Source organism: Pseudomonas lyxosi, assembly GCF_047758685.1.
Lineage (GTDB): Bacteria > Pseudomonadota > Gammaproteobacteria > Pseudomonadales > Pseudomonadaceae > Aquipseudomonas > Aquipseudomonas lyxosi.
This window is the reverse complement of record NZ_CP180481.1, coordinates 1,000,849-1,023,993: the sequence shown is the minus strand read 5'-3', so window position 1 is coordinate 1,023,993 and position 23,145 is coordinate 1,000,849. Positions and strand designations below refer to the sequence as shown.

The window sequence follows — 23,145 nt, the reverse complement described above, 5'->3', positions numbered from 1 at the left end:
GATTTTTTCCTGAATTTACCGATGGTGAGTGTCGCCAGCCGGTCGCTGAAAATGGCGGACCTGGATCTGGAAACCATTACGTAAGCCTACATAGAGGCTTTCCCCGGGAACGAGTCCCGCAGCGGTGGCCCAACGGGCCAAATCGTCCTGTTCAAACCCCAACCATAGATCACCGCAGGCCTCCCTGGCCCAACTCTGGTTGTGGCTACATAACTCTGTCACGAGCAGGCTACCGCCCGGTTGCAGCATGTTGGCCATGTGCTTGAGTGCTTCGGCCGGCGCGGCGAAATGGTGCAGCACCATGTTCAGTACAACGCAGTCAGCCTTGAGGCGGACACCGTTCAATGCATCGGCCAATTGCAGGCTGACGTTAGTCAGCGTTTCACGTTCGCAAACCTGGCGCGCCAGTTCGAGCATCGCCGGGCTGTTGTCCAGCGCCGTAACCTGTGTGAAGCGGCGCGCCAGTTCCGGCAGAAATGCGCCATCTCCGGGGCCGACTTCGATGGCCGTGGCGCCTTCGCTGAAACTCAGCTTGTCGAGCAATGCCACCACGCTTTCGCGGTATTGCGGCAGACCGGCGATCAAGTCTTGCTGGGCGCGAAACTTCTCCGCGACCCGTGAGAAAAAGTCCTGGCTGGCCGCCGCCCGTTGCCCATGGACCTGAGCGATCCGCGACTGCACCTCGGCAGGCAGGGTCAGGTTGTCCACTTCTTCCAGTAGCGCGGCATGCAGCTTGCCGCCCAGCAGGTCGGTGTGGGGCAGGGCGCGACGGTAGAAAATCGCGTTGCCTTCACGGCGCGTCGCCACCAGGTCGGCCTGGGCCAATACCTTGAGGTGATGACTCATGCCGGACTGGCCGATGCCAAAGATCTGCGCCAGCTCCAGTACGCCAAACGAATCGTTGGCCAGCGCGCGCAATACATTCAGCCGCAGAGGATCGCCGCCGGCCTTGCACAGGGCCGCCAGCTCATCGCAATCGTCATGTCGAATGGAAGGCACACGTAAATTCATAAGGCCAGCAGTCTAGTGACGGTCAGAAAACACCGCAAGAGCAATATCAAAAAGTTTTGATATTGCTCGATAGATGGCACTTCTCGGGGGAAGGGTCACTCTACAACTCGTCAGCGGAAAGGTTTCACCAGGCGAATGCGACTTTATCCACCGGAAAAACGCCTTCAGATGACTATCTGTCATTGCCCCGAGGCGGGTGGGTGAGGGAAAATGCTCGCCTTTTTTCCGTTTCGTTTTATTCACTCTCGATTCAATATCCGCAGGAGAACAGCGATGCCCAGCCGTCGTGAGCGTGCCAACGCCATTCGTGCCCTCAGCATGGATGCCGTGCAAAAAGCCAACAGCGGCCATCCCGGTGCCCCTATGGGTATGGCGGATATCGCCGAAGTACTTTGGCGTGACTACCTGAAGCACAACCCGAGCAATCCATCGTTCGCCGACCGTGACCGCTTCGTGCTGTCCAACGGTCACGGTTCGATGTTGATCTACTCGCTGCTGCACCTGACCGGCTATGACCTGTCGATCGATGACCTGAAAAATTTCCGCCAGTTGCACAGCCGCACACCGGGTCACCCGGAATTCGGCTACACCCCAGGCGTTGAAACCACCACCGGTCCACTGGGTCAGGGCCTGGCCAACGCCGTTGGTTTTGCCCTGGCAGAAAAAGTCCTGGCGGCGCAGTTCAACCGTCCGGGCCACAACGTTGTCGACCACCACACCTACGTGTTCCTGGGTGATGGCTGCATGATGGAAGGCATTTCCCACGAAGTCGGCTCCCTGGCCGGTACGTTGGGCCTGGGTAAACTGATCGCCTTCTACGACGACAACGGCATCTCCATCGACGGCGAAGTCGAAGGCTGGTTCACCGACGACACCCCGAAGCGTTTCGAAGCCTATAACTGGCAGGTCATCCGCAACGTCGACGGTCACGACCCTGAAGAGATCAAGATCGCGATCGATACCGCGCGTAAAAGCGATCAGCCGACGCTGATCTGCTGCAAGACCACCATCGGTTTCGGTTCGCCGAACAAGCAAGGCAAAGAAGACTGCCACGGCGCCCCATTGGGTGACGCGGAAATCGCTCTGACCCGCGCTGCGCTGAAATGGAACCACGGTCCGTTCGAAATCCCGGCCAACATTTATGCCGAGTGGGACGCCAAGGAAGCCGGTCGCGCGGCCGAAGCCGAATGGGATCAGCGTTTCGCGGCCTACTCTGCTGCCTTCCCTGAGTTGGCCAACGAGCTGATTCGTCGTCTGAGCGGCGAACTGCCGGAAGACTTCGCTGAAAAAGCCGATGCTTATATTGCTGAAGTCGCCGCCAAGGGCGAAACCATCGCCAGCCGTAAAGCCAGCCAGAACGCATTGAATGCCTACGGCCCGCTGTTGCCTGAACTGCTGGGTGGCTCCGCTGACCTGGCCGGTTCCAACCTGACCCTGTGGAAAGGTTGCAAAGGTGTTTCGGCTGAAGACGCCAGCGGCAACTACATGTACTACGGCGTTCGCGAGTTCGGCATGAGCGCGATCATGAACGGCGTAACCCTGCACGGCGGTCTGGTGCCTTACGGCGCGACCTTCCTGATGTTCATGGAATACGCCCGCAACGCCGTGCGCATGGCCTCGCTGATGAAGCAGCGTGTCGTGTTCGTCTACACCCACGACTCCATCGGTCTGGGCGAAGACGGCCCGACTCACCAGCCGATCGAGCAACTGACCAGCTTGCGCAGCACGCCGAACCTCGACACCTGGCGCCCAGCCGATGCCGTTGAATCGGCGGTGTGCTGGAAACTGGCTCTGGAGCGCAAGGACGGCCCTTCGGCGCTGATCTTCTCGCGTCAGAACCTGCAGCACCAAACCCGTAATGCGTTCCAGATCGCCGACATCGCCCGTGGCGGTTACGTGTTGAAGGACTGCGATGGCGAGCCTGAGCTGATCCTGATCTCTACCGGTTCGGAAGTGGGCCTGGCGGTTCAGGCCTACGACAAGCTGACCGAACAAGGTCGTAAGGTGCGTGTTGTTTCGATGCCTTGCACCAGCGTGTTCGATGCTCAGGATGCTGGCTACAAGCAAGCGGTTCTGCCGTTGCAGGTCAGTGCCCGTATCGCCATCGAAGCCGCCCACGCGGACTACTGGTACAAGTACGTGGGCCTGGAAGGCCGCGTGATCGGCATGACCACCTACGGCGAGTCGGCGCCTGCGCCTGCCTTGTTCGAAGAGTTCGGCTTCACCCTGGAAAACATCCTGGGTCAGGCTGAAGAGCTGCTGGAAGACTGATCCAGAAAGTGTGTCGTCTGGACTGACGCTATCGCGGGCAAGCCCGCTCCCACAAGGATCTCCATCGGTCCTGTGGGAGCGGGCTTGCCCGCGATAGCGGTCGGTCAGGCAACACTGCAATGACGGATTCACCACGGTAATCGAGAACCCCATGCCTCAACCGCGTCCTTACAAAGTTGCACTCAACGGCTACGGCCGGATTGGTCGTTGCGTCTTGCGTGCGTTGTTTGAGCGAGGCGATAAGGCCGGGTTTGAAATTGTTGCGATCAACGATCTGGCTGACATGGCCAGCATCGAATACCTGACACGCTTCGACTCCACTCACGGGCGTTTTCCCGGGGAAGTGAAGGTCGACGGCGATTGTCTGCATATTAATGGCGACTGCGTGAAGGTCCTGCGCAGTGCCACCCCCGAAGGCATCGATTGGGCGTCACTGGGCGTCGATCTGGTGCTGGAGTGCTCCGGCGCTTACCACACCCGTGAAGACGGCCAGCGTTTCCTCGACGCCGGCGCGCCGCGCGTGCTGTTTTCCCAGCCGATGGCCAGCGAGGCGGATGTCGACGCCACCATCGTCTACGGCGTGAACCAGGATTGCCTGACCGGTGATGAGTTGCTGGTGTCCAACGCGTCCTGCACCACCAACTGCGGCGTGCCGCTGTTGCGCCTGCTGGATCAGGCCATTGGTCTGGAATACGTGTCGATCACCACCATTCACTCGGCGATGAACGATCAGCCGGTGATCGACGCCTATCATCACGAAGACTTGCGCCGCACCCGTTCGGCGTTTCAGTCGGTGATTCCGGTGTCCACTGGTCTGGCACGTGGCATCGAACGGCTGTTACCGGAACTTGCCGGGAGAATTCAGGCCAAAGCCGTGCGGGTGCCGACGGTTAACGTGTCTTGCCTCGACATTACGATGCAGACCGTGAGCGACACCGACGCCACCGAGGTCAACCGGATTTTGCGCGAGGCTGCCACCAGCGGCCCGCTCAAGGGCCTTCTGGCCTACACCGAGTTGCCTCACGCCAGTTGTGATTTCAACCATGACCCACATTCGGCCATCGTCGATGCCAGTCAGACTCGAGTTTCCGGCCCACGGCTGGTGAACATCCTGGCCTGGTTCGACAACGAATGGGGTTTTGCCAACCGAATGCTGGATGTTGCAGAGCACTATCTGCAAACAGCTATCAAAAAACCGTAACCCAGGAAATGCGACCCATGACCGTGTTGAAGATGACCGACCTCGATCTGCAAGGTAAGCGCGTACTGATCCGCGAAGACCTCAACGTCCCAGTCAAGGACGGTGTTGTCACCAGCAATGCGCGAATCCTGGCCTCGCTGCCGACCATCAAGCTGGCCCTGGAAAAAGGCGCGGCCGTGATGGTCTGCTCGCACCTTGGCCGTCCGACCGAAGGCGAGTTCTCGGCCGAGAACAGCCTCAAGCCAGTCGCTGACTACCTGAGCAAGGCTCTGGGCCGCGAAGTGCCGCTGGTGGCCGATTACCTGAACGGCATTGACGTGAAGGCCGGCGACATCGTGCTGTTCGAAAACGTGCGCTTCAACAAAGGCGAGAAAAAGAACGCTGACGAACTGGCCCAGCAATACGCCGCCCTGTGCGACGTGTTCGTGATGGATGCCTTCGGCACCGCTCACCGCGCCGAGGGTTCGACCCATGGCGTGGCCAAGTTCGCCAAAGTCGCGGCCGCTGGCCCATTGCTGGCAGCCGAACTGGACGCACTGGGCAAAGCCCTCGGCGCCCCGGCCCAGCCAATGGCGGCGATTGTTGCCGGCTCCAAGGTTTCCACCAAACTCGACGTGCTGAACAGCCTGAGCCAGATCTGCAACCAGCTGATCGTCGGCGGCGGCATTGCCAACACCTTCCTGGCTGCTGCCGGTCACCCGGTCGGCAAGTCCCTGTACGAGCCGGACCTGCTGGACACCGCTCGCGCCATCGCCGCCAAGGTCAGCGTGCCGCTGCCGGTAGACGTCGTGGTTGCCAAGGAATTCGCTGAAAGCGCCACCGCTACCGTCAAGCTGATCGCTGATGTGGCTGCAGACGACATGATCCTGGACATCGGCCCACAGACCGCGGCGAATTTCGCCGAGCTGCTGAAGTCGTCCAGGACCATCCTGTGGAACGGCCCGGTGGGCGTGTTCGAATTCGATCAGTTCGGTAACGGCACCAAAGTCCTGGCCCAGGCCATCGCAGAAAGCTCGGCATTCTCCATCGCTGGCGGCGGCGACACCCTGGCCGCCATCGATAAATATGGCGTTGCCGATCAGATCTCCTACATTTCTACCGGTGGCGGCGCGTTCCTCGAGTTCGTCGAAGGCAAGGTGCTGCCAGCCGTTGAAGTCCTGGAAAGCCGGGCCAAGGCCTGAGGCCGCCCATTTGACCAGGCAAAGGAGTGTTCAGATGGTCAAAACATTTGCGCTGTTGATTATCGCGGGGTCGTTGGCAGCTTGCGGGAGTAACCCGAAAGCCCCGAAGGTACCCGAGACGCCTGAACAGGACAAAGGCTGCTACCAGGCCGACTGGCAGGCCGAAACCAACCCGGTGATCAACAAGCGTTCCGGGCCTGATGGCCTGGACAAATATGAGACACAGACCCCGGCCAAGGAACATGGTTGCCCTTGACGGGTCTGACACTTTACTCAGGGCTGGCGGCGTGCGTCGTCAGTCGAGGAACATGGATGAAAGGTTTTATCGCCGTTACGGCGCTGGCTCTGCTGGCAGGTTGCGCTAATTTGAACCTGTTCAAGCCTGCCGAATCGACGGACAGCTGGACCACCTGGACCTGCGACAGTCAGGCCAAAGTGCTCTGGCGCTACACCGACGAAAGCCGCAAGGAAGTCGACGTTCGCCTGGGCGGTGCCGATCAGGTCTACCGCTTGAAGCATGAACCGGGCGCCGAAGGTTCGCTGTACAGCAATGACATGCTGGCGTTTCACATAAAAGGTGAGGAAGGCCTGGTGTACTGGGTCGCCACCAATGATTTGATCGGCCGCGGTTGCAAAGCGCAGTAACGCCGCAAGATTGAGGCAACACCGAATTGGCAGGCAGGGCTGACCCCCGATCTGCAATAACTTGAATAGCCGCCGCCGCTACGGCAGGCTGGCACGATTAACGACCCTCAACCGGGAGATACACACACAATGGCACTTATCAGCATGCGCCAGATGCTGGACCACGCAGCCGAGTTCGGCTACGGCGTTCCAGCCTTCAACGTCAACAACCTTGAGCAGATGCGCGCCATCATGGAAGCCGCTGACAAGACTGACTCCCCGGTGATCGTCCAGGCTTCGGCCGGTGCTCGCAAATACGCCGGTGCACCGTTCCTGCGTCACCTGATCCTCGCTGCAATCGAAGAATTCCCGCACATCCCGGTGTGCATGCACCAGGACCACGGCACCAGCCCTGACGTCTGCCAGCGCTCCATCCAACTGGGCTTCAGCTCGGTGATGATGGACGGTTCCCTGGGCGAAGACGGCAAGACCCCGACCGATTACGACTACAACGTCCGCGTCACCCAACAAACTGTAGCCCTGGCTCACGCCTGCGGCGTATCGGTAGAAGGCGAGCTGGGCTGCCTGGGTTCGCTGGAAACCGGCATGGCCGGTGAAGAAGATGGCATCGGCGCCGAAGGCGTCCTGGATCACAGCCAAATGCTGACCGACCCGGAAGAAGCCGCTGACTTCGTCAAACGCACTCAGGTCGACGCCCTGGCCATCGCCATCGGCACCAGCCACGGCGCGTACAAGTTCACCAAGCCGCCTACCGGCGACGTGCTGGCCATCGACCGTATCAAAGAAATCCACAAACGCATCCCGAACACCCACCTGGTGATGCACGGTTCTTCTTCGGTTCCGCAAGACTGGCTGGCAATCATCAACCAGTACGGCGGCGACATCAAAGAAACCTACGGCGTACCGGTTGAAGAAATCGTCGAAGGCATCAAGCACGGCGTGCGCAAGGTCAACATCGACACCGACCTGCGCCTGGCGTCCACCGGTGCGATGCGTCGCCTGATGGCCACCAACCCGAGCGAGTTTGATCCGCGTAAATTCTTCGGCGCGACTGTTACTGCCATGCGTGATGTGTGTATCGCACGTTATGAAGCGTTTGGTACGGCGGGTAATGCTTCGAAGATCAAACCGATCTCGTTGGAAGCGATGTATCAGCGTTACCTGAAAGGTGAGTTGAACGCTAAGGTCAACTAAGCGTTCAGCGTTTTTACCGGTATTAAAAAACCCGCAGCGATGCGGGTTTTTTATTGTCTGGGAATTAACTACTGACTCTTTAAAATCGTTCCCACGCTCCCGCGTGGGAACGCCTCAACGGATGCTCCGCGTCGGCTCTGGATGGGACGCGGAGCGTCCCGGGATGCGTTATCACGCGGACGGTTCGATGCCTCCACGTGGGAACGATCAGAGTGAGGGGAGATTATTTATCGTGATCAATATCGAGTTTGCTGAACGTCACTTTCCCGCCTTCGCTGGTGTACCCGGTGTGGTCCTGCACATAAACACCGGCCTTGAAGTACAGCGGCTTGACGCTCCAGGTTTTACTGATGTCGGTGTCCCATTGGTAGCCCGCCGCACTGATGCCCAGCGCGCCGCGCGGGCTCAGGTGGATGAGGTAGGAAAACTCCCGATCCAGTTTCACCCCGGTGGCAATGGTGATTATCCGTGCTGCATCGTCATCAGGGTGCATACGAACCTTGGCGACGATGCTACCTGACTGTGTGCTGGTCGAGTACTGATACTCGAGCTTCACCATGGGCTTCTGGCTTTCATAGGCGTGGATCTGGCCGATGACGATCTTGCCCGAGGTCGGTACCTGGTTCACCGCCAGGGTGGCACGCAGGGAGTTGTCGGCGTCCGGGTAGAGCCAGTTTTTCAGGGTGCCATTGCTGTAGGTTTCGCGAAGTTCGGTACGGGGATACTTTGCGTTTTCAGTTGTAGAGCCGGTGACCGGGGTCCAGAAAAACAAGGTGCCGGTGTCGGAGTGGAAGTATTGGTCCTTGAAGCCATCCACCAGTTTTGACGTTTCAACAGTGTATGGCGGATTGCCGACGGGAACGCTGAGGTTCCAGGTTGCGAGATCGATCATAGACAAAAGCTTCCACGAATTTTTACTGCACGGACGTACCAGAAGCTCTGGCACGCGCCTTGGGGGCAATCCTTATAATCGTAGAAGTTCAATTTGTTAATGCGTAAATGACAAACGGGTGACGTCAAAATCCTGTTAAAAGGCCATCTTTCCCGGTTTCCGGGGCCTGTGGCGCCGACCGTTAGTCGGCAAATGGACTCTTTGGTTAAATGATGGCGTACTGATAGCTTCTGCTTTTGCAGAACCCGGTCTAGAGTGAAGGCTTGGTATTTGTCCGGTTTTCACGAGAAATCGGCCTGACGTCCCGCATAAGAGAAGCAGCATGGAATGCGCGCAACCCACGCCAGCTGAAGGCAGTTCAATTCTTTTAATCGTCGATGATTATCCTGAAAACCTGATCAGCATGCGCGCGTTGTTGCAGCGCCAGGACTGGCAGGTCATGACCGCCGCCTCGGGCTTCGAGGCGCTCAGTCTGTTACTCGAACACGATGTCGACCTGGTGCTGCTGGATGTGCAGATGCCGGGCATGGACGGTTTTGAAGTGGCACGCTTGATGCGCGGCAGCCAACGAACCCGCCACACGCCGATCATTTTCCTTACCGCCAACGAACAGTCCCAGGACGCTATGATCAAGGGCTATGCCAGCGGCGCGGTGGATTACCTGTTCAAACCGTTCGACCCGCAAATTCTCAAGCCCAAGGTCCAGGCGCTGCTCGAGCATCAGCGCAATCGCCGTGCGTTGCAGCGCCTGAGCCACGATCTGGAGGTCGCGCGCGCATTTAATGCCTCGGTGCTCGACAATGCCGCCGAAGGCATCCTGGTGGTCGGTGAGGACGGTCTGATCCGCTTTGCCAATCCGGCGATATCGCGGCTGCTCAATGCCACGTTGCAAGACCTGCAAGGCAAAGAATTCCTGGATTTCCTGCAAAATCCGCACATTCCGATCTGGGCCGACTCCGAGCTGTTCGCCGGTTACAAGCGCGGCGAAACCCTGCGCCTGCATGATGCATTGCTGCGTACGGCGCCCGGCCAGCAGGTGCCCGTGGCGCTGTCCTGCGCACCGTTGCCCAGCGAACAACATGCGATGGTGGTGACGGTGCTGGACATGTCGGTGGTGCGCCATCTGCATCAGCAACTGGAGTTCCAGGCCGTCACTGACCCATTGACCGGGCTGCTCAATCGTCGCGGTTTTTACCAGACGGCGGAAAACCTGCTGCTGCGTGGCGACCGCTCCGACAGTGCCTGGGTGCTGCTGTATCTGGACCTCGACGGCTTCAAACGGGTCAACGATTCCCTCGGTCACGATGCCGGCGACCGGGCGCTGCGGTGGGTGTCCGAGCAGTTGAAGGCCTGTTTGCGGCCCTTCGACATTCTGGCTCGCATGGGCGGTGATGAGTTCACCGCTTTGCTGGATCTGGAGTTCCCCGAGCAAGCGGCAAAGATTGCCGAGAAGCTGATTGAGCGGGTGTCGATCTGTCAGCAGATTGATGGTCTGGATATCGCGTTGGGCGCCAGCATCGGCATTGCGACGTACCCGGATTGCGGTTCCAATCTTGACGGTTTGTTGCGCGCATCTGACATCGCCATGTACGAAGCCAAGCGCGCCGGCCGTCAGCAATATCGTTACTACGATCACGAAATGAACGGCCGGGCGCGCTCGCGGCTGATGCTCGAAGAAAGTGTGCGCGCGGCGATCGAGAACCGTGATTTCAATTTGGTGTATCAACCTCAGGTGGCCATTGCCAGTGGGCAGGTTCGCGGGTTTGAAGCGCTGATCCGCTGGCAGCACCCGAGCGTCGGCGATGTACCGCCGGGGCTGTTTTTGCCATTGCTGGAAGAGGCGCGGTTGATCAGTCGCCTGGGCAGCTGGATCTATCAACAAGGGGCGAGCCAGCGAAAAGCCTGGGAAACCTTGTTTCCCGACGACCTGGTGCTGGGCGTCAGCTTGAGCAGTACGCAATTCGGCATGCCCAATCTGGTCACTGAGTTGCGCCAGGTACTGGAGCGCCATGGCTTGCAGGCGCGCCATCTGGAAGTCGAGGTCACAGAAGAGGCCTTGTTGCAAAACCCCGAGGAAACCCGCAAACAGCTGCGCCTGCTGCGTAACCTGGGTGTGCGCGTGGCCCTGGATGACTTTGGTTCCGGGCTGTGTTCGCTGTCTCATCTGCGGGATCTGGAGTTGGACACGCTCAAGTTCGACCGGCATTTGATTGCCCGGCTTCTGGAGTCCTCACGCGATGCGGCGCTGGTGCGCAATGTGATCGGGCTGTGCAAGGAGTACGGGATGCTGGTGATTGCCGAAGGGGTGGAAACCATTGCGCAATATCAATGGCTGCAAGCCAATGGTTGCGAGTACGTGCAAGGGTTTCTGGTCGCACGGCCGATGATGGCCGAGGACGTCGGCGACTTTGTGCGGCCGTTCGACTGGAACACGCTGACCGGCTGAATTCGCTACACTGGCGACCTTTTGGTGAATCGTGTTGCCACCCCAATGACCGCGTTGAAATACCTCCAGGCCTATCCTGCAGCACTGCAGGACCAAGTGCGCCAGCTGATCGCCGACGGTCGGCTGGGCGACTACCTGAGCCAGCGTTACCCGGAAAAACACCGGGTACAGAGCGACAAGGCGTTGTACACCTATACGCTGGACCTCAAGCAGGAGTACCTGCGTAACGCCCCGGCCATCGATAAAGTGTTGTTCGACAACCGCCTGGACCTGACCCACCGCGCCCTCGGATTGCACACCGCGATATCCCGGGTGCAGGGCGGCAAGCTCAAGGCCAAGAAAGAAATTCGTGTTGCTTCGTTGTTCAAGGAGGCGCCGGCCGAGTTTCTGAAAATGATCGTGGTGCATGAACTGGCGCATTTCAAAGAGTCGGATCACAACAAGGCGTTCTACAAGCTTTGCGAACACATGTTGCCGGGGTATCACCAGGTGGAGTTCGATGTGCGGGTGTACCTGACGTGGCGGGATATGCAATAGCGATCAAAATATCGCAACCGGGAGTGTTTAGATGGATGTAAGCAAGACCAAGAGCAGCTTCTATCGTCGGTTGTACGTGGCGTACCTGATTGATAGCGGGTTGGCCAGTAGCGTCCCGGCGTTGACCGAAGTCACCGGCATGCCCCGGCGTACGGCGCAGGACACCATCGCAGCATTGGCGGATCTGGATATTGTTTGCGAGTTCGAGCAGGAAGAAGGCGCGCGCAATCATGCCGGGCGCTATCGGATTCGCGAGTGGGGGGCGATAGATCGGGGGTGGATCGAGCGCAATCTTCGGCAGATCAAAGCGGTGCTGGAATATCCCTGAACTACCGACTCCGATCGTTCCCACGCTCCGCGTGGGAATGCCTCAATGGACGCTCTGCGTCCGCTTCGGCAGGGACGCGGAGCGTCCCGGGCTGCATTCCCACGCAGAGCGTGGGAACGATCATTACGGACGGCGCATCCCGATATGCGGAATGTCATCCTCGAGAAATTCCTCGCCCGCCACGACAAACCCGTACCGCCCGTAATACCCCTGCAAATGCGCCTGGGCCGAGAGATAGATCGGTACTTCAGGCCAGCGCTTTTCAGCCTGCTTCAACGCCTGTGCCATCAACTCATGCCCAAGCCCGGTGCCGCGCGCTTGCGGGGCAATGATCACCCGCCCGATGACCACGTCGCCACCCTGTAACTCCGGGTCGAGCAACCGCAGGTACGCCACCAGCCGATCCCCGTCCCAAGCCATTAAATGACAGGTGTCACCTTCCAGATCCTGGCCGTCGACATCCTGATAGACGCATTTCTGCTCAACGACAAACACCTCTGCACGTAGCTGCAGAATGGCGTACAGCTGCTCTTTGCCCAGATCGCTGTGGTGTTTGCAGACCCAATCGATTGTCATCTTCACACTCCTTGAACATCGTCACTCCGATACTAAGCGCCCAGGCGAAAGATGTCTTTATGGCAGAGAAATCTGTGACAAAGGCCAAAATGCCATCATTCATTTCGCGCGGCCTTGTCTTGTTTGTGTAATCTGGGATGAAGCGCTGTGCAGTGGCTTCGATGAGCTAATGTTAGTACCTGGGTTTGGCAGTACGGGGGCCTTGGAGTTTTGGCTGAAAACACGTCGGGCGTCCCGCCCGCTAAGGATTTTCTAGCATGCCGCGATTGCATCGAGCCTTTGCTTTGATTGGATTGCTGTTGCTGACTCAAGGCGCGGCAGCGGAAAAGCTGCGATTGGTAGCCGATGCCTGGCCACCCTTTACCGACGCCACGCTGGTCAACGGTGGGTTGGCCACGGACATCGTCAGCACAGCGCTGGCTCGGGCCGGTTATGCCAGTGACTTTGAACAAGTGCCTTGGGCGCGGGCCTTGCTGGGGGTTGGCGAGGGTCGATACGACGTGTTGGTCAACGCCTGGTACACCGACGATCGTACGAAATTTGGCCATTTTTCCGGCGAATACCTGCTCAACCGGGTGCGCTTTCTCAAGCGCAAAGACACGCCGATCGAATACAACAACCTGCAACAACTGCACACCTACCCGATAGCGGTGGTGCGCGGTTACGCCTATTCGCCGGAGTTCGATGACGACGTATCGCTGCAGAAAGTCCCGGTGCACAGCTTTTCCATGGCGGTGCGCATGGTCGCCGCCGACCGGGTCAAATTGACGCTGGAAGATGAATACGTCGCGCGTTACTACCTGGCCCGGGAATCAGCCAAGGTGCGCAATGCCGTGGAGTTTTTGCCCAATCCATTGAGCGAGAACAGCCTGCACATTCTGGTCAGCCTGAAGAACCCCAGGCATGAACAGATCGTCGCCGGTTTCGACCGCGAGATCGCGGCGATGAAAGTGGATGGGAGTTATCAGCGGTTGATAAAACAGCACGGACTGTGAGCTTTGTGGTGTGGCTGATGGCCCCTTCGCGAGCAAGCCCGCTCCCACATTAGGTCTCTGTCGTACACAAAATCCGTACCCACTGCAGATCAAATGTGGGAGCGGGCTTGCTCGCGAAGGGGCCGGCTCAGCCGCCGCACATCTCAGTCCTCGCTCGTTTCCTTGATGAGGTGCGCTGCCAGCGTGCGCAATGGCCCAAGCTGACGGCAGATCAACGCCAACTGTGTCTGCACCAGCCGTTGGCCTTCATCGATTTCGTCCGGCATCTGTTCAAGCGTATTGGCCAGTGCCTCTTCCTCATCGCTTTGAATCGTAATCGGCAGTTTGCTCGCCAACCCTTGGGCAATTTCATCGATGCTGGTGGCCAGTTTCACGCCGGCACCGTCGATCAAATGCTCGCGCACGTCGGGCGGTAGCTGGGTTTCCCGGTGTGCGCCCAGCCCGGACAAATAACTGAGCAAGGTGTGCGACAGCACCAGGAAGCGGAACCCGACATCCGCCTCCTTACGGAAGTGCCCCGGTTCCATCAGCATGTTGGCGAGCGTCGTCGACAGCGCCGCATCGGCGTTGTGCGCATTGCGCCGGGCCAGGCGATACGCCAGGTCGTCGCTTTTGCCGGCGGCGTATTGCTGCATGATCTGGCGCAGGTAAATGCTGTTGCACGTGAGGGTGTTGGCCAGCACTTTGTTCAGGCGTCGGCCCTGCCAGTCCGGCAGGAACAGGAACACCGCCAGCCCGGCGATCAGGCTGCCCAGCAAGGTGTCGAACAACCGCGGCAGGAACAGCCCGTAACCATCCCCGACCTGGTTGAAACAGAACAGCACCATCAAGGTGATCGCGGCCGTCGCCAAGGTGTAGCGGGTGGTGCGGTAGATAAAGAACACCACCCCGGCGGCGATTGCGAAGCACGACTGGACCAAGGGGTTCGGAAACAGATCGAACAGCGCCCAGGCCACGGTCAGGCCGATGGCGGTGCCGATGATCCGCTGGCCGAGTTTGCGGCGGGTGGCGCCGTAGTTCGGTTGGCAGACAAACAGCGTGGTGAGGATGATCCAGTAACCCTGAGACGGGTGGATCAAATGCACCATCCCGTAGCCGATGCTCAAGGCCAGGGGCAAACGCAGTGCGTGACGGAACAGCAATGAAGTGGGTGTCAGCTGCGTGCGTAACCGAATCCACACATCCTTGAGGCTACGGGGCGAACGGTCGAGCAGGCTGCTGTCGGTGGCGTCGGCCAAGGCGTCGGGATTGCTGGCATCGCTGAGCAAACGGTCGAGCGTGCCGAGGTTGGCCGCCAGTGCTCGCAACGACCGTAACAGTCCGCGCCACGCCGGGTTGCTCTGAATGCGCAAGTGTTCGAGAGAGGCGTGCAGGTCGCTCAGGGCTTCGGCGAAGCTCGCGTCATAGATGAACGGCTGGCGCATCTGGATCGACTCGGCCAGCGCCCGGCAGGCCTTGCCTTGCTGGCGCAGCAGGCGCTGACAGCGGAACATCACGTCGCTGTGAAAGAAGGCATCGGCCAGGGCGTTGTAAGGGTAGTGCGAGGAACTTGCGCGCTCGTGGATGTCCTGAGCGAGGAAGTACAGCTTCAGGTAACGGCTGAGTTTCGAACCCGGTCGACCGTTGCCGACCCGGTGCAGGATGATTTCCTTGGCGGCGTTCAGTGCTGCCACGACACGACCGTTTTGCTGCGCCAGTTCCAGTCGACGCGCTTCCACGTCCATCTGCCGGATCGGCTCGAACAGCGACGATTTCAGCTTCAGGTAGTAACCCAATTCGCGGAACAAACGCGCCAGGCTTTGCTGCACCGGCTGGTTGGAAAACATCGCCTGCCACAGCACCGAGAGCAAACCGTACCACGCTGCACCGGCCACCAGCAGCACCGGTTCGTGCCAGAAATCGGTGACTGCACCGCCGCGCTGGTCCACGCCGATCATGGTGTAAACCGACAGAATCAACGTCGCCGAGGCAATCGCGCCATAGCGTTCACCCAAGGCGCCGAGCATGGTCAGGCCGAAACTGGCCAGTGCCAGGGCGATGACAAAAACGACGGGGTAGGGGAAGAGCAGTTCGACGGAGAGGGCGGCGACGCTGAAGCACACCAGCGTCACGGCCAGTGCGTTAAGGCGACCTTGCCAACTGTCGTCGGTCTCGGCCAGGGCGCTGGCGATGATCCCGAGGAACAGCGGGATCAGCAGCCCCATTTCATCCTTGTACCAACACAGCGCCATGCTGCCGGTCAGGGCGATGAACACCCGCACGCTGTAGCTGAATTTATCCAGCGCCCAGAGGCGACGCAGAGACTGACTAAAGGGGGTCGATGACATGAAGTGCGAGGGCCTTCCGAGGCAATGACGCTAAATTGAGCCAGTAATGACGTCGACGCAATGGCGCCGATCACATCTGACAGCAAAATCTGTTCCTTCCCTGGCGAACTCCCCCCGCAAATGTAGGAGCCGAGCTTGCTCGCGATGACGGATTAACATTCAACAATGATGTTGGCGGTTAGACCGCTATCGCGAGCAAGCTCGGCTCCTACAGGGGGAAACAATAACGCGGTCAATCAGACGTACTGCGCGGCGGCGTAACCCGAGGCCCAGGCCCACTGGAAGTTGAACCCGCCCAAATGCCCGGTCACGTCGAGCACTTCGCCGATGAAATACAGCCCTGGGCTTTTGAGCGATTCCATGGTCTTGGACGACACCTCGTTGGTATCGACGCCGCCCAATGTCACTTCAGCGGTGCGATAACCTTCAGTGCCGGCCGGAACCACTTTCCAGCTCGCCAGTTTTTCGGCGATGTCGGCAATTTCTGCGTGGGTGTACTGCTTCATCGGTTTGGAGGCGAACCAGTTGTCCGCCAGCAGGTTGGCCATCTTCTTGGTGAAGATTTCCCCCAGCAGGGTTTTCAGCTCGCTGTTCGGACGTTCGGCTTGCTGCTGTTGCAGCCAGGTCGGCACGTCATGGTCCGGCATCAGGTTGATTTCTACCGTATCGCCGGATTCCCAGAACGAAGAAATCTGCAAAATCGCCGGACCGCTGAGGCCGCGGTGGGTAAACAGGATGTTCTCGCGGAAACTCTGCTCATTGCAGCTCACCAGGCAATCCACCGACGTACCGGACAGTTCGGTGCAAAGCTCCTTGAGCTGATCGGTGATGGTGAACGGCACCAAACCTGCCCGGGTCGGCAGCAGGTCGTGGCCGAACTGCTTGGCCACCTGATAGCCGAAACCGGTCGCACCCAGCGTCGGGATCGACAAGCCGCCAGTGGCAATCACCAACGATTCGCAGGTGATCTGATCGAGGGTGGTTTGCAGCAGGTAGCCGCTTTCCATTTTCTCGATGTGCTGGATAGAGGTGTCCAGGTGCAGGCTGACGCCGACCTGATTGCACTCGTCGATCAGCATTTCAAGGATGTCGCTGGATTTGTTATCGCAGAACAACTGGCCGAGTTTCTTCTCGTGGTACGGCACGCCGTGTTTGGCGACCATGCCGATGAAATCCCACTGGGTGTAGCGGGCCAGGGCGGATTTGCAGAAGTGTTCGTTCTGCGAGAGGAAATTGCTCGGTTCGGTGTACATGTTGGTGAAATTGCAGCGGCCACCGCCCGACATCAGGATTTTCTTGCCGGCCTTGTTCGCATGGTCGAGCAACATCACCTTGCGCCCGCGCCCGGCGGCAGTCAGCGCACACATCAAACCTGCGGCGCCAGCGCCAATGATCACGACTTCGGTAGAGCGCAAAACGGTGTCCTCAACAGTACTCGATCGTTCCCACGCTCTGCGTGGGAATGCCGCAATGGACGCTCTGCGTCCGCTTTGTGACGCGGAGCGTCACGGGATGCATTCCCACGCAGAGCGTGGGAACGATCACTGATCAGAGGATGCGAACGCGCAGCGAACGGCCTTTGATCTTGCCATCGTTCAGACGCTGCAAGGCTTGCTTGGCGATCCCGCGTTCCACAGCCACATAGGCCTGGAAATCGAAAATCGCGATCTTGCCAACCTGAGCGCCAGGAATGCCCGCATCGCCAGTCAGTGCGCCAAGAATGTCACCCGGACGAACCTTGTCTTTACGGCCAGCACCAATGACCAGCGTGCTCATTACCGGCAGCAGCGGTGCGCCGCCCTGGGATTTGAGGTTGTCCAGCTGATCCCAGCTCAACGGCGACTTCTGCAGTAGCTCGATGGCTTGGGCGCGGTGGGCTTCGGACGGTGCGACCAGGCTGATCGCAATCCCTTTCTCACCGGCGCGGCCCGTACGGCCAACACGGTGGATGTGGATTTCCGAATCACGGGCCAGCTCGACGTTGATCACCATGTCCAGCGCATCGATGTCCAGACCGCGCGCGGCGACGTCGGTGGCAACGAGTACCGAAGTACTGCGGTTGGCGAACATGGCCAGTACCTGGTCGCGGTCACGCTGTTCCAGATCGCCATGCAGGCCGACGGCGGAGATGCCTTTGGAGCTCAGGTGATCGACGGTTTCCTGAACCTGCTGCTTGGTGAAGCAGAAGGCGACACAGGAGGCCGGACGATGATGCGCGAGGACTTTGACCACGGCGTCCATGCGCTCTTCCGGGGAAATCTCGTAGAAACGTTGCTCGATCTGCGTGTCGTCGTGGAACGCCTCGGCCTTCACGATCTGAGGGGTGCGCATGAATTTCGCCGCCAACTGCTTGATACCCGTCGGGTACGTGGCGGAGAACAGCAGGGTCTGGCGACGCTCTGGGGTCTGGGCAATGATTTCTTCGATGGAGTCGTAGAAGCCCATGTCGAGCATGCGGTCGGCTTCGTCGAGGATCAGCGTGTTCAGGCCATGGAGCACCAGCGAACCTTTGCGCAAATGCTGCTGAAGGCGGCCCGGGGTGCCGACGATGATGTGCGCGCCATGCTCCAGAGAGCCGATCTGCGGGCCGAAGGACACGCCGCCACACAGGGTCAGGACCTTGATGTTGTCTTCGGAACGGGCCAGGCGACGGATTTCCTTGGCGACCTGGTCAGCCAACTCGCGAGTCGGGCAGATGACCAGCGCCTGGCAACCGAAGAAGCGCGGATTGATCGGGTTCAGCAGGCCGATACCGAAGGCGGCGGTTTTGCCGCTGCCGGTCTTGGCCTGGGCGATCAGGTCCATCCCCTTGAGGATCACCGGCAAGCTTTGCGCCTGGATCGGCGTCATCTGGGCATAACCGAGGGAGTCGAGGTTAGCCAGCATGGCGGCGGACAGCGGCAAAGTATTAAAAGCGGTGGCGATGGTGGTCACGGGACTGGCCTGCAAAACAAAATGTCGCGCAGTGTACCAGTCTCGCTCTCTTCACCTGCAAATTCTGGACGAATAGTCGTAGCAGCTGCCGAGGCACGAGGCTGCGTTGGGCTGCGAAGCGGCCCCCGGGGGCGGTCCTGCGGACACGCAACGCAGCCTCGTGCCTCGGCAGCTGCTACAGATCAGTGCTCTATATCGTGCTCGCGGCTGACCGTCCGTCGGCCATCCTTTGGTGAGAGCTGGGAAAAGATCGTCGCGGCCAGCATCGCCATGATTCCGACCGTGACAAAGGTCAGCTGGAATGCGCCCAGAACCGTGTCTACGCCGTCGTTGCCGATCTCCGCCGTGAACCCGCCGAGCAAGGCGCCGGCACAGGCAACGCCAAGGCTCAGGGACAATTGCGCGACCACCGACAGCAGGCTGTTGCCGCTGCTGGCGCTGGCGTCGTCGAGGTCGATCAGGGTTACGGTGTTCATGGCGGTGAACTGCAAGGAGTTGATCGCGCCGAGAATCGACAGCATCACCAACAGCAGCCAGTACGGCGTCTGCTCGCTGACCAGCCCCATGCTCGCCAGCATCAACCCCAGCGCCAACGTATTGCCGGTGAGCACGATGCGATAGCCCAAACGTTCGATCAGCGGTCGCGCCACCGACTTGGCGACCATCGCTGCCGCCGCCAGCGGCAACATGCTCATCCCGGCCTGGGACGGCGAGTAACCCAGCGCCACTTGCAGCAGCAACGGCACGAGAAACGGCAGGGCGCCGCTGCCCAGTCGGGCGAACAGGTTGCCGAGGATGCCCACGGCAAACGTCCGGGTCTTGAACAACGACGGTGCGAACAGCGGATTTTCGATGTGCCCGGCCCGCAACCAATACGCCGCCAGACAGGCCATGCCGGCGAACAGCAGCAACATCACGCGCAAGTGCGGCAGGTGCAATTCGCCGAGACCTTCCATGGCGATAGTGATCAGCACCATCGCCGCACCAAACAGCAAAAAGCCCAGGCTGTCGAAACGCGTGCGTTCGGTGCCGCGCAGGTCAGGGATGAACTTCCACACCGCGTAACAACCGACAGCGCCCACCGGCAGGTTGATCAGGAAGATCCAGTGCCAGGTCAGGTATTCCACCATCCAGCCGCCCATGGTCGGGCCGATCAACGGGCCGAGCAATCCGGGGATGGTGATGAAACCCATGATTCGCACCAGCTCCGAGCGCGGGTAGGCTCTGAGTACCACGAGTCGCCCGACAGGCAACATCAGCGCGCCGCCCAGGCCTTGGATCACCCGCGCGCCAATCAGCATGCTCAGGGTGCTCGACAGCGCACAGAGCAACGAGCCGAGGCTGAACAGCAGGATCGCGCCGAAGAAGATTTTCTTGGTGCCGAAACGGTCGGCAATCCAGCCCGAGGCGGGGATCAGCAAGGCGACGGTGAGCATGTAGGCGATGATCACGCCTTGCATGCGCAGCGGGTCTTCGGCCAGGTCTCGGGCCATGGCGGGCAGGGCGGTGTTGAGGATGGTCCCGTCGAGGGATTGCATGAAGAACGCGATGGCGACAACCCACGGCACCCAGCGGGCGGTGACAGCGTCGAGAGGCGGGCGGTTGGGCATGGGACCTCATTTGATTTAAACGACGACGATGATCGTTCCCACGCTCCGCGTGGGAATGCAGCCCGGGACGCTCCGCGTCCCTGCCGAAGCGGACGCGGAGCGTCCATTGAGGCATTCCCACGCGGAGCGTGGGAACGATCGGTGTCAGAGGGTCAAGGTCAATCGGCTGACGAGCGCCCCCGGCAACAACGCCGATGCAGTGGCCCGCTGGCTGTAGGTACTGGCCGACAACATCAGCTCGCGCTCCTCGGTCAACGCCTCCAACTGCGATCCCAACAAACTGTATGCACTGTCATCAAACCGCATGGTGCTCACCGGTGCCTGAATCTCGCCGTTCTCGACCCAGAAGGTCGCAAACCGCGTCATGCCGGTCAGGCGTGCCGCCGGTTGATCCGAGTAGTTCAGGTACCACAGGTTGCTGATGTACAAGCCCGTGCCCAATTGCTTGAGAATCTCTGCATCAGGCAACGTACCGGCGGCCATGTTCACTGCGCTTGGCATTTCACCGCCGCTGGCGCCGTTGGCGGTCAGGCCGTACTCGGCCGCACTGCGTGAACTGACCATCTGCGCGCCGGCCTTGCCATTGACGATCAACCCCAGATCGCTGCGCGGATAACCTTCGCCGGAGAATGCCGGGCTCAACGAACCGCTGACCTTTTCATCAACGGACACCAACGGGCTGAACGAACTGTCGCCCGCGTAAAGCTTCTGCAGCGGACTGTTTTTGCTGGCAATCGACTGCGCCGAGAAACCACCCCAGCCCAGCATGTCCATGATTTCTCCCAGGGCTGCCGGTGCCAGATAGGCGCGGTACTGACCGGGCGCCAGGGTGTGTTGCGGTCTGCCGAGAAACGCCAACTGCTCGCGTGCCTGCGCAAAGCGTTTGGCAAACCCTTCGCTGTTCCAGTCGTGCCCGGCGTAACTGGCTTTCACCGCCTGGCCGTTCTCATGAAACAGGCTGAAATCGAAGTTGAAGCTGTTGGCCTGATGCCAGCCGAACGCGCCCGAAGAGCTGGCGAAACCGCGACTGATCGGGCCGGCGGCGTAGAAACCGACCAGATCCAGCCCTTCGGCCGCCTGGGTGATTTCAGCGACCACTTGCTCGGTGTCCGGCAGCGGGTGCGCCTGAACGTTCTTGCTCTGCCAGCCGTTGTAGTTGAGCAGCAGGTACGGATCCTGCGGCAGTAGCGGCAAGGTTTCGCGTAACTGTTGCAGACCTTCGGCCAGACGCTGAACGTCGACTTCAGCATCACCGGAAAGCGTGATGTTCAGGTCGGCATGCCGACCGTCGTTGATCAGTTTGAAACCGACGCTCGCCTGCTGCACCTGACCGGCCTGACGCACCTTGGCGTGGTTGAAGCGCACGAAGGCCGAGGATTCGGCGGCGTAACTCAGAGTGAATTGCTCCGGCTCGCGAATCGCATCGCGCAGCCAATTGACCAAGGCCTTGAACGCATCGGCCTGACTTTTCGACGTGCTCATCAGACGTCTCCCCCAAATACATCAACATTGCTGAACACACACGCCGGCGAAGCATGGCCGACACGGATCACCTGATTCGGTTCGCCCTTGCCGCAGTTCGGTGTGCCCAGGACCTTGAGGGTGCTGGCATCACCGACGGCACTGAGGCTCTTCCAGAACTGCGCGGAAATAGCCCGGTAGTTGGGGTTCTTCACCACGCCTTTGAGCTCGCCGTTTTCGATCAACTGAGCCCATTCGCAACCGAACTGGAATTTGTTGCGCGCATCGTCGATGGACCACGAGCGATTGGTCGACATCATGATGCCGTGTTCGATGTTGCCGATCAGTTGCTCCAGCGGTTGATCGCCGGGTTCGATGTTGAGGTTGGCCATGCGGTCGATCGGCGGACGGTTCCAGCCGCAGGCGCGGCTGTTGGCGACGCCGTCCATGCCGGCACGGAATTGCGACAGCGCACCGCCCAGCGGACGCAGCAGCAAACCTTCTTTAATCAAAAACTGTTTGCTCGCGACCGTGCCGTCGTCGTCATGGCCGTAGCTGGCGAGTTGTTCGGGAATGTCCGGGTCGAAGGTCACGTTGAGCAGTCTGGAGCCGTATTGCAGGCTACCGAAGTCTTCTGCCTTGACGAAGCTGGTGCCGGCGTAATTGCGTTCGTCGCCGAGGATGCGATCCAGCTCCAACGGGTGACCGATGGATTCGTGGATCTGCAGCATCATCTGGTCGGGCATCAACAGCAGGTCGCGCGGGCCTTGCGGGGTGTTCGGCGCCAGCAGCAATTGCAGCGCCTGATCGGCGACTTTCGGGCCGGCACCGACCAGGCCGCAGCGGCTGATCACATCAAAGCCGCCTTGTTGGCCGAAATTTTCGCGACCCAGGGTACGGGTCTGGCTGTCATTGCCGTCGTAGGCGGTGACGTCCACGCTCGGGTAGACGAAACGCTGGGCCTGGCGCAGTTCGGCGCCGGCGCTGTTGAGGTAGATCTGCTCGACATTGGTGATGCCGATGCTCACCTGCCAGTTCACCAGTCGCTCATCCTTGGGCACGGCGGCGGATTCGGCGCCGAGCAGTTGGTAGCAGTCACTCAGGGACGGGAAGGACTGGTCGAGGTTCGGCGAAAAGTAATCGGCGCGGTCGCTGGAGACGGCTTGCTCGCGCAGGTCGAGCAGGGCGTGGGGCTTGAGTCGGCGGGCTTGCTGCTCGGCTCGCTCCAGCGCGGCTTGCAGGCCGGATTGCGACAGGTCATTGGTCGCGGCGTAGGCTTCGACGCCGTTGACCCGAACGGTCAGCATCGCGCCTTCGTCACGGCTCAGGCTGGGAGGTTCGGCGACATTCTTGCGCACTGACAGGTACTGGCCGGACTCGCGCACATAACGCAGCGAAAAGAATTCAGCGCCCGTGCGCAAGGCAGCGAAGCGCTGCTTGAGCTGGGGGTGGAAATCGAACATTCGGGAACCTCCTTGGTATGGAGTGGCGGTGTATCGATGTTGCGAGGGGGGGTGAAACGTTTGCGTGGCGCTA

The 23,145-nt window shown here is 60.0% G+C and carries 19 protein-coding genes; 10 read left to right on the top strand and 9 right to left on the bottom strand.

The window, feature by feature from the left end; all coding sequences use genetic code 11:
* Nucleotides 1-15: 15 nt before the first annotated feature.
* Nucleotides 16-1,011, bottom strand: coding sequence for an ArsR/SmtB family transcription factor (locus ACMXYI_RS04840; protein ID WP_415771948.1), 996 nt, complete (start codon nt 1,009-1,011; stop codon nt 16-18).
* A gap of 273 nt (nt 1,012-1,284) precedes the next feature.
* Between ACMXYI_RS04840 and tkt the strand changes: the two genes are divergently transcribed.
* The 6 genes from tkt (at nt 1,285) to fba (ending at nt 7,503) form a co-directional block, all read left to right on the top strand.
* Nucleotides 1,285-3,282: a transketolase gene (tkt, locus tag ACMXYI_RS04835; protein WP_415771946.1), complete on the top strand. Its 1,998-nt coding sequence runs from the start codon at nt 1,285-1,287 to the stop codon at nt 3,280-3,282.
* A gap of 151 nt (nt 3,283-3,433) precedes the next feature.
* On the top strand, nt 3,434-4,483 hold the full coding sequence (gene epd, locus ACMXYI_RS04830; protein ID WP_415771944.1) for an erythrose-4-phosphate dehydrogenase: 1,050 nt from the start codon (nt 3,434-3,436) through the stop codon (nt 4,481-4,483).
* A 17-nt stretch (nt 4,484-4,500) separates the two neighbouring features.
* The gene (locus ACMXYI_RS04825) at nt 4,501-5,664 is read left to right on the top strand and encodes a phosphoglycerate kinase (protein WP_415771943.1); all 1,164 of its coding nucleotides are present in this window, start codon (nt 4,501-4,503) and stop codon (nt 5,662-5,664) included.
* A 34-nt stretch (nt 5,665-5,698) separates the two neighbouring features.
* On the top strand, nt 5,699-5,920 hold the full coding sequence (locus ACMXYI_RS04820) for a hypothetical protein (RefSeq protein WP_415771941.1): 222 nt from the start codon (nt 5,699-5,701) through the stop codon (nt 5,918-5,920).
* Nucleotides 5,921-5,976: 56 nt separating this feature from the next.
* Nucleotides 5,977-6,309 carry an MliC family protein gene (locus ACMXYI_RS04815; protein ID WP_008151977.1) on the top strand — a complete coding sequence of 111 codons (333 nt, stop codon included), beginning with the start codon at nt 5,977-5,979 and terminating at the stop codon, nt 6,307-6,309.
* A gap of 129 nt (nt 6,310-6,438) precedes the next feature.
* Nucleotides 6,439-7,503, top strand: a complete 1,065-nt coding sequence (fba, locus tag ACMXYI_RS04810) for a class II fructose-bisphosphate aldolase (RefSeq protein ID WP_219095091.1) — start codon at nt 6,439-6,441, stop codon at nt 7,501-7,503.
* Between the two features lie 223 nt (nt 7,504-7,726).
* On the opposite strand, the gene ACMXYI_RS04805 is transcribed toward fba, so the two are convergent.
* Nucleotides 7,727-8,395 carry a polysaccharide lyase family 7 protein gene (locus ACMXYI_RS04805; protein WP_415771940.1) on the bottom strand — a complete coding sequence of 223 codons (669 nt, stop codon included), beginning with the start codon at nt 8,393-8,395 and terminating at the stop codon, nt 7,727-7,729.
* Nucleotides 8,396-8,717: 322 nt separating this feature from the next.
* Between ACMXYI_RS04805 and ACMXYI_RS04800 the strand changes: the two genes are divergently transcribed.
* The 3 genes from ACMXYI_RS04800 to ACMXYI_RS04790 are packed head-to-tail and all read left to right on the top strand — an operon-like array spanning nt 8,718 to nt 11,706.
* Nucleotides 8,718-10,841, top strand: a complete 2,124-nt coding sequence (locus tag ACMXYI_RS04800; protein ID WP_415771938.1) for a putative bifunctional diguanylate cyclase/phosphodiesterase — start codon at nt 8,718-8,720, stop codon at nt 10,839-10,841.
* Nucleotides 10,842-10,886: 45 nt separating this feature from the next.
* Nucleotides 10,887-11,378, top strand: a complete 492-nt coding sequence (locus ACMXYI_RS04795; protein ID WP_033060381.1) for a M48 metallopeptidase family protein — start codon at nt 10,887-10,889, stop codon at nt 11,376-11,378.
* Between the two features lie 31 nt (nt 11,379-11,409).
* Nucleotides 11,410-11,706 (top strand): winged helix-turn-helix domain-containing protein, encoded by a 297-nt coding sequence (locus tag ACMXYI_RS04790; protein ID WP_007894945.1) that lies wholly within the window; start codon nt 11,410-11,412, stop codon nt 11,704-11,706.
* A gap of 123 nt (nt 11,707-11,829) precedes the next feature.
* Here the strand turns inward: ACMXYI_RS04790 and ACMXYI_RS04785 are convergent, their stop codons facing one another.
* Nucleotides 11,830-12,282 carry a GNAT family N-acetyltransferase gene (locus ACMXYI_RS04785; RefSeq protein WP_046045281.1) on the bottom strand — a complete coding sequence of 151 codons (453 nt, stop codon included), beginning with the start codon at nt 12,280-12,282 and terminating at the stop codon, nt 11,830-11,832.
* 257 nt (nt 12,283-12,539) lie between these two features.
* Here ACMXYI_RS04785 and ACMXYI_RS04780 point away from each other — a divergent pair, with 257 nt between their 5' ends.
* Nucleotides 12,540-13,277: a substrate-binding periplasmic protein gene (locus ACMXYI_RS04780; RefSeq protein ID WP_415771936.1), complete on the top strand. Its 738-nt coding sequence runs from the start codon at nt 12,540-12,542 to the stop codon at nt 13,275-13,277.
* Nucleotides 13,278-13,420: 143 nt separating this feature from the next.
* On the opposite strand, the gene yccS is transcribed toward ACMXYI_RS04780, so the two are convergent.
* The 6 genes from yccS to ACMXYI_RS04750 form a co-directional block, all read right to left on the bottom strand.
* Nucleotides 13,421-15,604, bottom strand: coding sequence for a YccS family putative transporter (gene yccS, locus ACMXYI_RS04775; RefSeq protein ID WP_415771934.1), 2,184 nt, complete (start codon nt 15,602-15,604; stop codon nt 13,421-13,423).
* A 236-nt stretch (nt 15,605-15,840) separates the two neighbouring features.
* Nucleotides 15,841-17,019, bottom strand: a complete 1,179-nt coding sequence (locus tag ACMXYI_RS04770; RefSeq protein ID WP_415771932.1) for an NAD(P)/FAD-dependent oxidoreductase — start codon at nt 17,017-17,019, stop codon at nt 15,841-15,843.
* A 133-nt stretch (nt 17,020-17,152) separates the two neighbouring features.
* Nucleotides 17,153-18,490, bottom strand: coding sequence for an ATP-dependent RNA helicase DbpA (gene dbpA / locus ACMXYI_RS04765; protein WP_415773860.1), 1,338 nt, complete (start codon nt 18,488-18,490; stop codon nt 17,153-17,155).
* Nucleotides 18,491-18,720: 230 nt separating this feature from the next.
* Nucleotides 18,721-20,148 (bottom strand): multidrug transporter subunit MdtD, encoded by a 1,428-nt coding sequence (gene mdtD / locus ACMXYI_RS04760; protein WP_415771930.1) that lies wholly within the window; start codon nt 20,146-20,148, stop codon nt 18,721-18,723.
* A 144-nt stretch (nt 20,149-20,292) separates the two neighbouring features.
* Entirely contained in the window at nt 20,293-21,630 is a 1,338-nt protein-coding gene (locus ACMXYI_RS04755; RefSeq protein ID WP_415771928.1) for a TldD/PmbA family protein, read from the bottom strand.
* Nucleotides 21,630-23,072, bottom strand: coding sequence for a TldD/PmbA family protein (locus ACMXYI_RS04750; protein ID WP_415771926.1), 1,443 nt, complete (start codon nt 23,070-23,072; stop codon nt 21,630-21,632). Before ACMXYI_RS04750 ends, ACMXYI_RS04755 begins: the two co-directional genes overlap by 1 nt.
* Nucleotides 23,073-23,145: the final 73 nt, after the last annotated feature.

What these genes read in the sequence shown, in the direction of transcription:
- ACMXYI_RS04805 (WP_415771940.1), bottom strand. Translation starts at nt 8,395, where the DNA reads ATGATCGATCTCGCAACCTGGAACCTCAGCGTTCCCGTCGGCAATCCG.
- ACMXYI_RS04790 (WP_007894945.1), top strand. Translation starts at nt 11,410, where the DNA reads ATGGATGTAAGCAAGACCAAGAGCAGCTTCTATCGTCGGTTGTACGTG.
- mdtD (WP_415771930.1), bottom strand. Translation starts at nt 20,148, where the DNA reads ATGCCCAACCGCCCGCCTCTCGACGCTGTCACCGCCCGCTGGGTGCCG.
- epd (WP_415771944.1), top strand. Translation starts at nt 3,434, where the DNA reads ATGCCTCAACCGCGTCCTTACAAAGTTGCACTCAACGGCTACGGCCGG.
- ACMXYI_RS04785 (WP_046045281.1), bottom strand. Translation starts at nt 12,282, where the DNA reads ATGACAATCGATTGGGTCTGCAAACACCACAGCGATCTGGGCAAAGAG.
- dbpA (WP_415773860.1), bottom strand. Translation starts at nt 18,490, where the DNA reads ATGCTGGCTAACCTCGACTCCCTCGGTTATGCCCAGATGACGCCGATC.
- ACMXYI_RS04840 (WP_415771948.1), bottom strand. Translation starts at nt 1,011, where the DNA reads ATGAATTTACGTGTGCCTTCCATTCGACATGACGATTGCGATGAGCTG.
- ACMXYI_RS04750 (WP_415771926.1), bottom strand. Translation starts at nt 23,072, where the DNA reads ATGTTCGATTTCCACCCCCAGCTCAAGCAGCGCTTCGCTGCCTTGCGC.
- ACMXYI_RS04780 (WP_415771936.1), top strand. Translation starts at nt 12,540, where the DNA reads ATGCCGCGATTGCATCGAGCCTTTGCTTTGATTGGATTGCTGTTGCTG.
- ACMXYI_RS04795 (WP_033060381.1), top strand. Translation starts at nt 10,887, where the DNA reads ATGACCGCGTTGAAATACCTCCAGGCCTATCCTGCAGCACTGCAGGAC.
- tkt (WP_415771946.1), top strand. Translation starts at nt 1,285, where the DNA reads ATGCCCAGCCGTCGTGAGCGTGCCAACGCCATTCGTGCCCTCAGCATG.
- ACMXYI_RS04825 (WP_415771943.1), top strand. Translation starts at nt 4,501, where the DNA reads ATGACCGTGTTGAAGATGACCGACCTCGATCTGCAAGGTAAGCGCGTA.
- fba (WP_219095091.1), top strand. Translation starts at nt 6,439, where the DNA reads ATGGCACTTATCAGCATGCGCCAGATGCTGGACCACGCAGCCGAGTTC.
- ACMXYI_RS04820 (WP_415771941.1), top strand. Translation starts at nt 5,699, where the DNA reads ATGGTCAAAACATTTGCGCTGTTGATTATCGCGGGGTCGTTGGCAGCT.
- ACMXYI_RS04815 (WP_008151977.1), top strand. Translation starts at nt 5,977, where the DNA reads ATGAAAGGTTTTATCGCCGTTACGGCGCTGGCTCTGCTGGCAGGTTGC.
- ACMXYI_RS04755 (WP_415771928.1), bottom strand. Translation starts at nt 21,630, where the DNA reads ATGAGCACGTCGAAAAGTCAGGCCGATGCGTTCAAGGCCTTGGTCAAT.
- ACMXYI_RS04800 (WP_415771938.1), top strand. Translation starts at nt 8,718, where the DNA reads ATGGAATGCGCGCAACCCACGCCAGCTGAAGGCAGTTCAATTCTTTTA.
- yccS (WP_415771934.1), bottom strand. Translation starts at nt 15,604, where the DNA reads ATGTCATCGACCCCCTTTAGTCAGTCTCTGCGTCGCCTCTGGGCGCTG.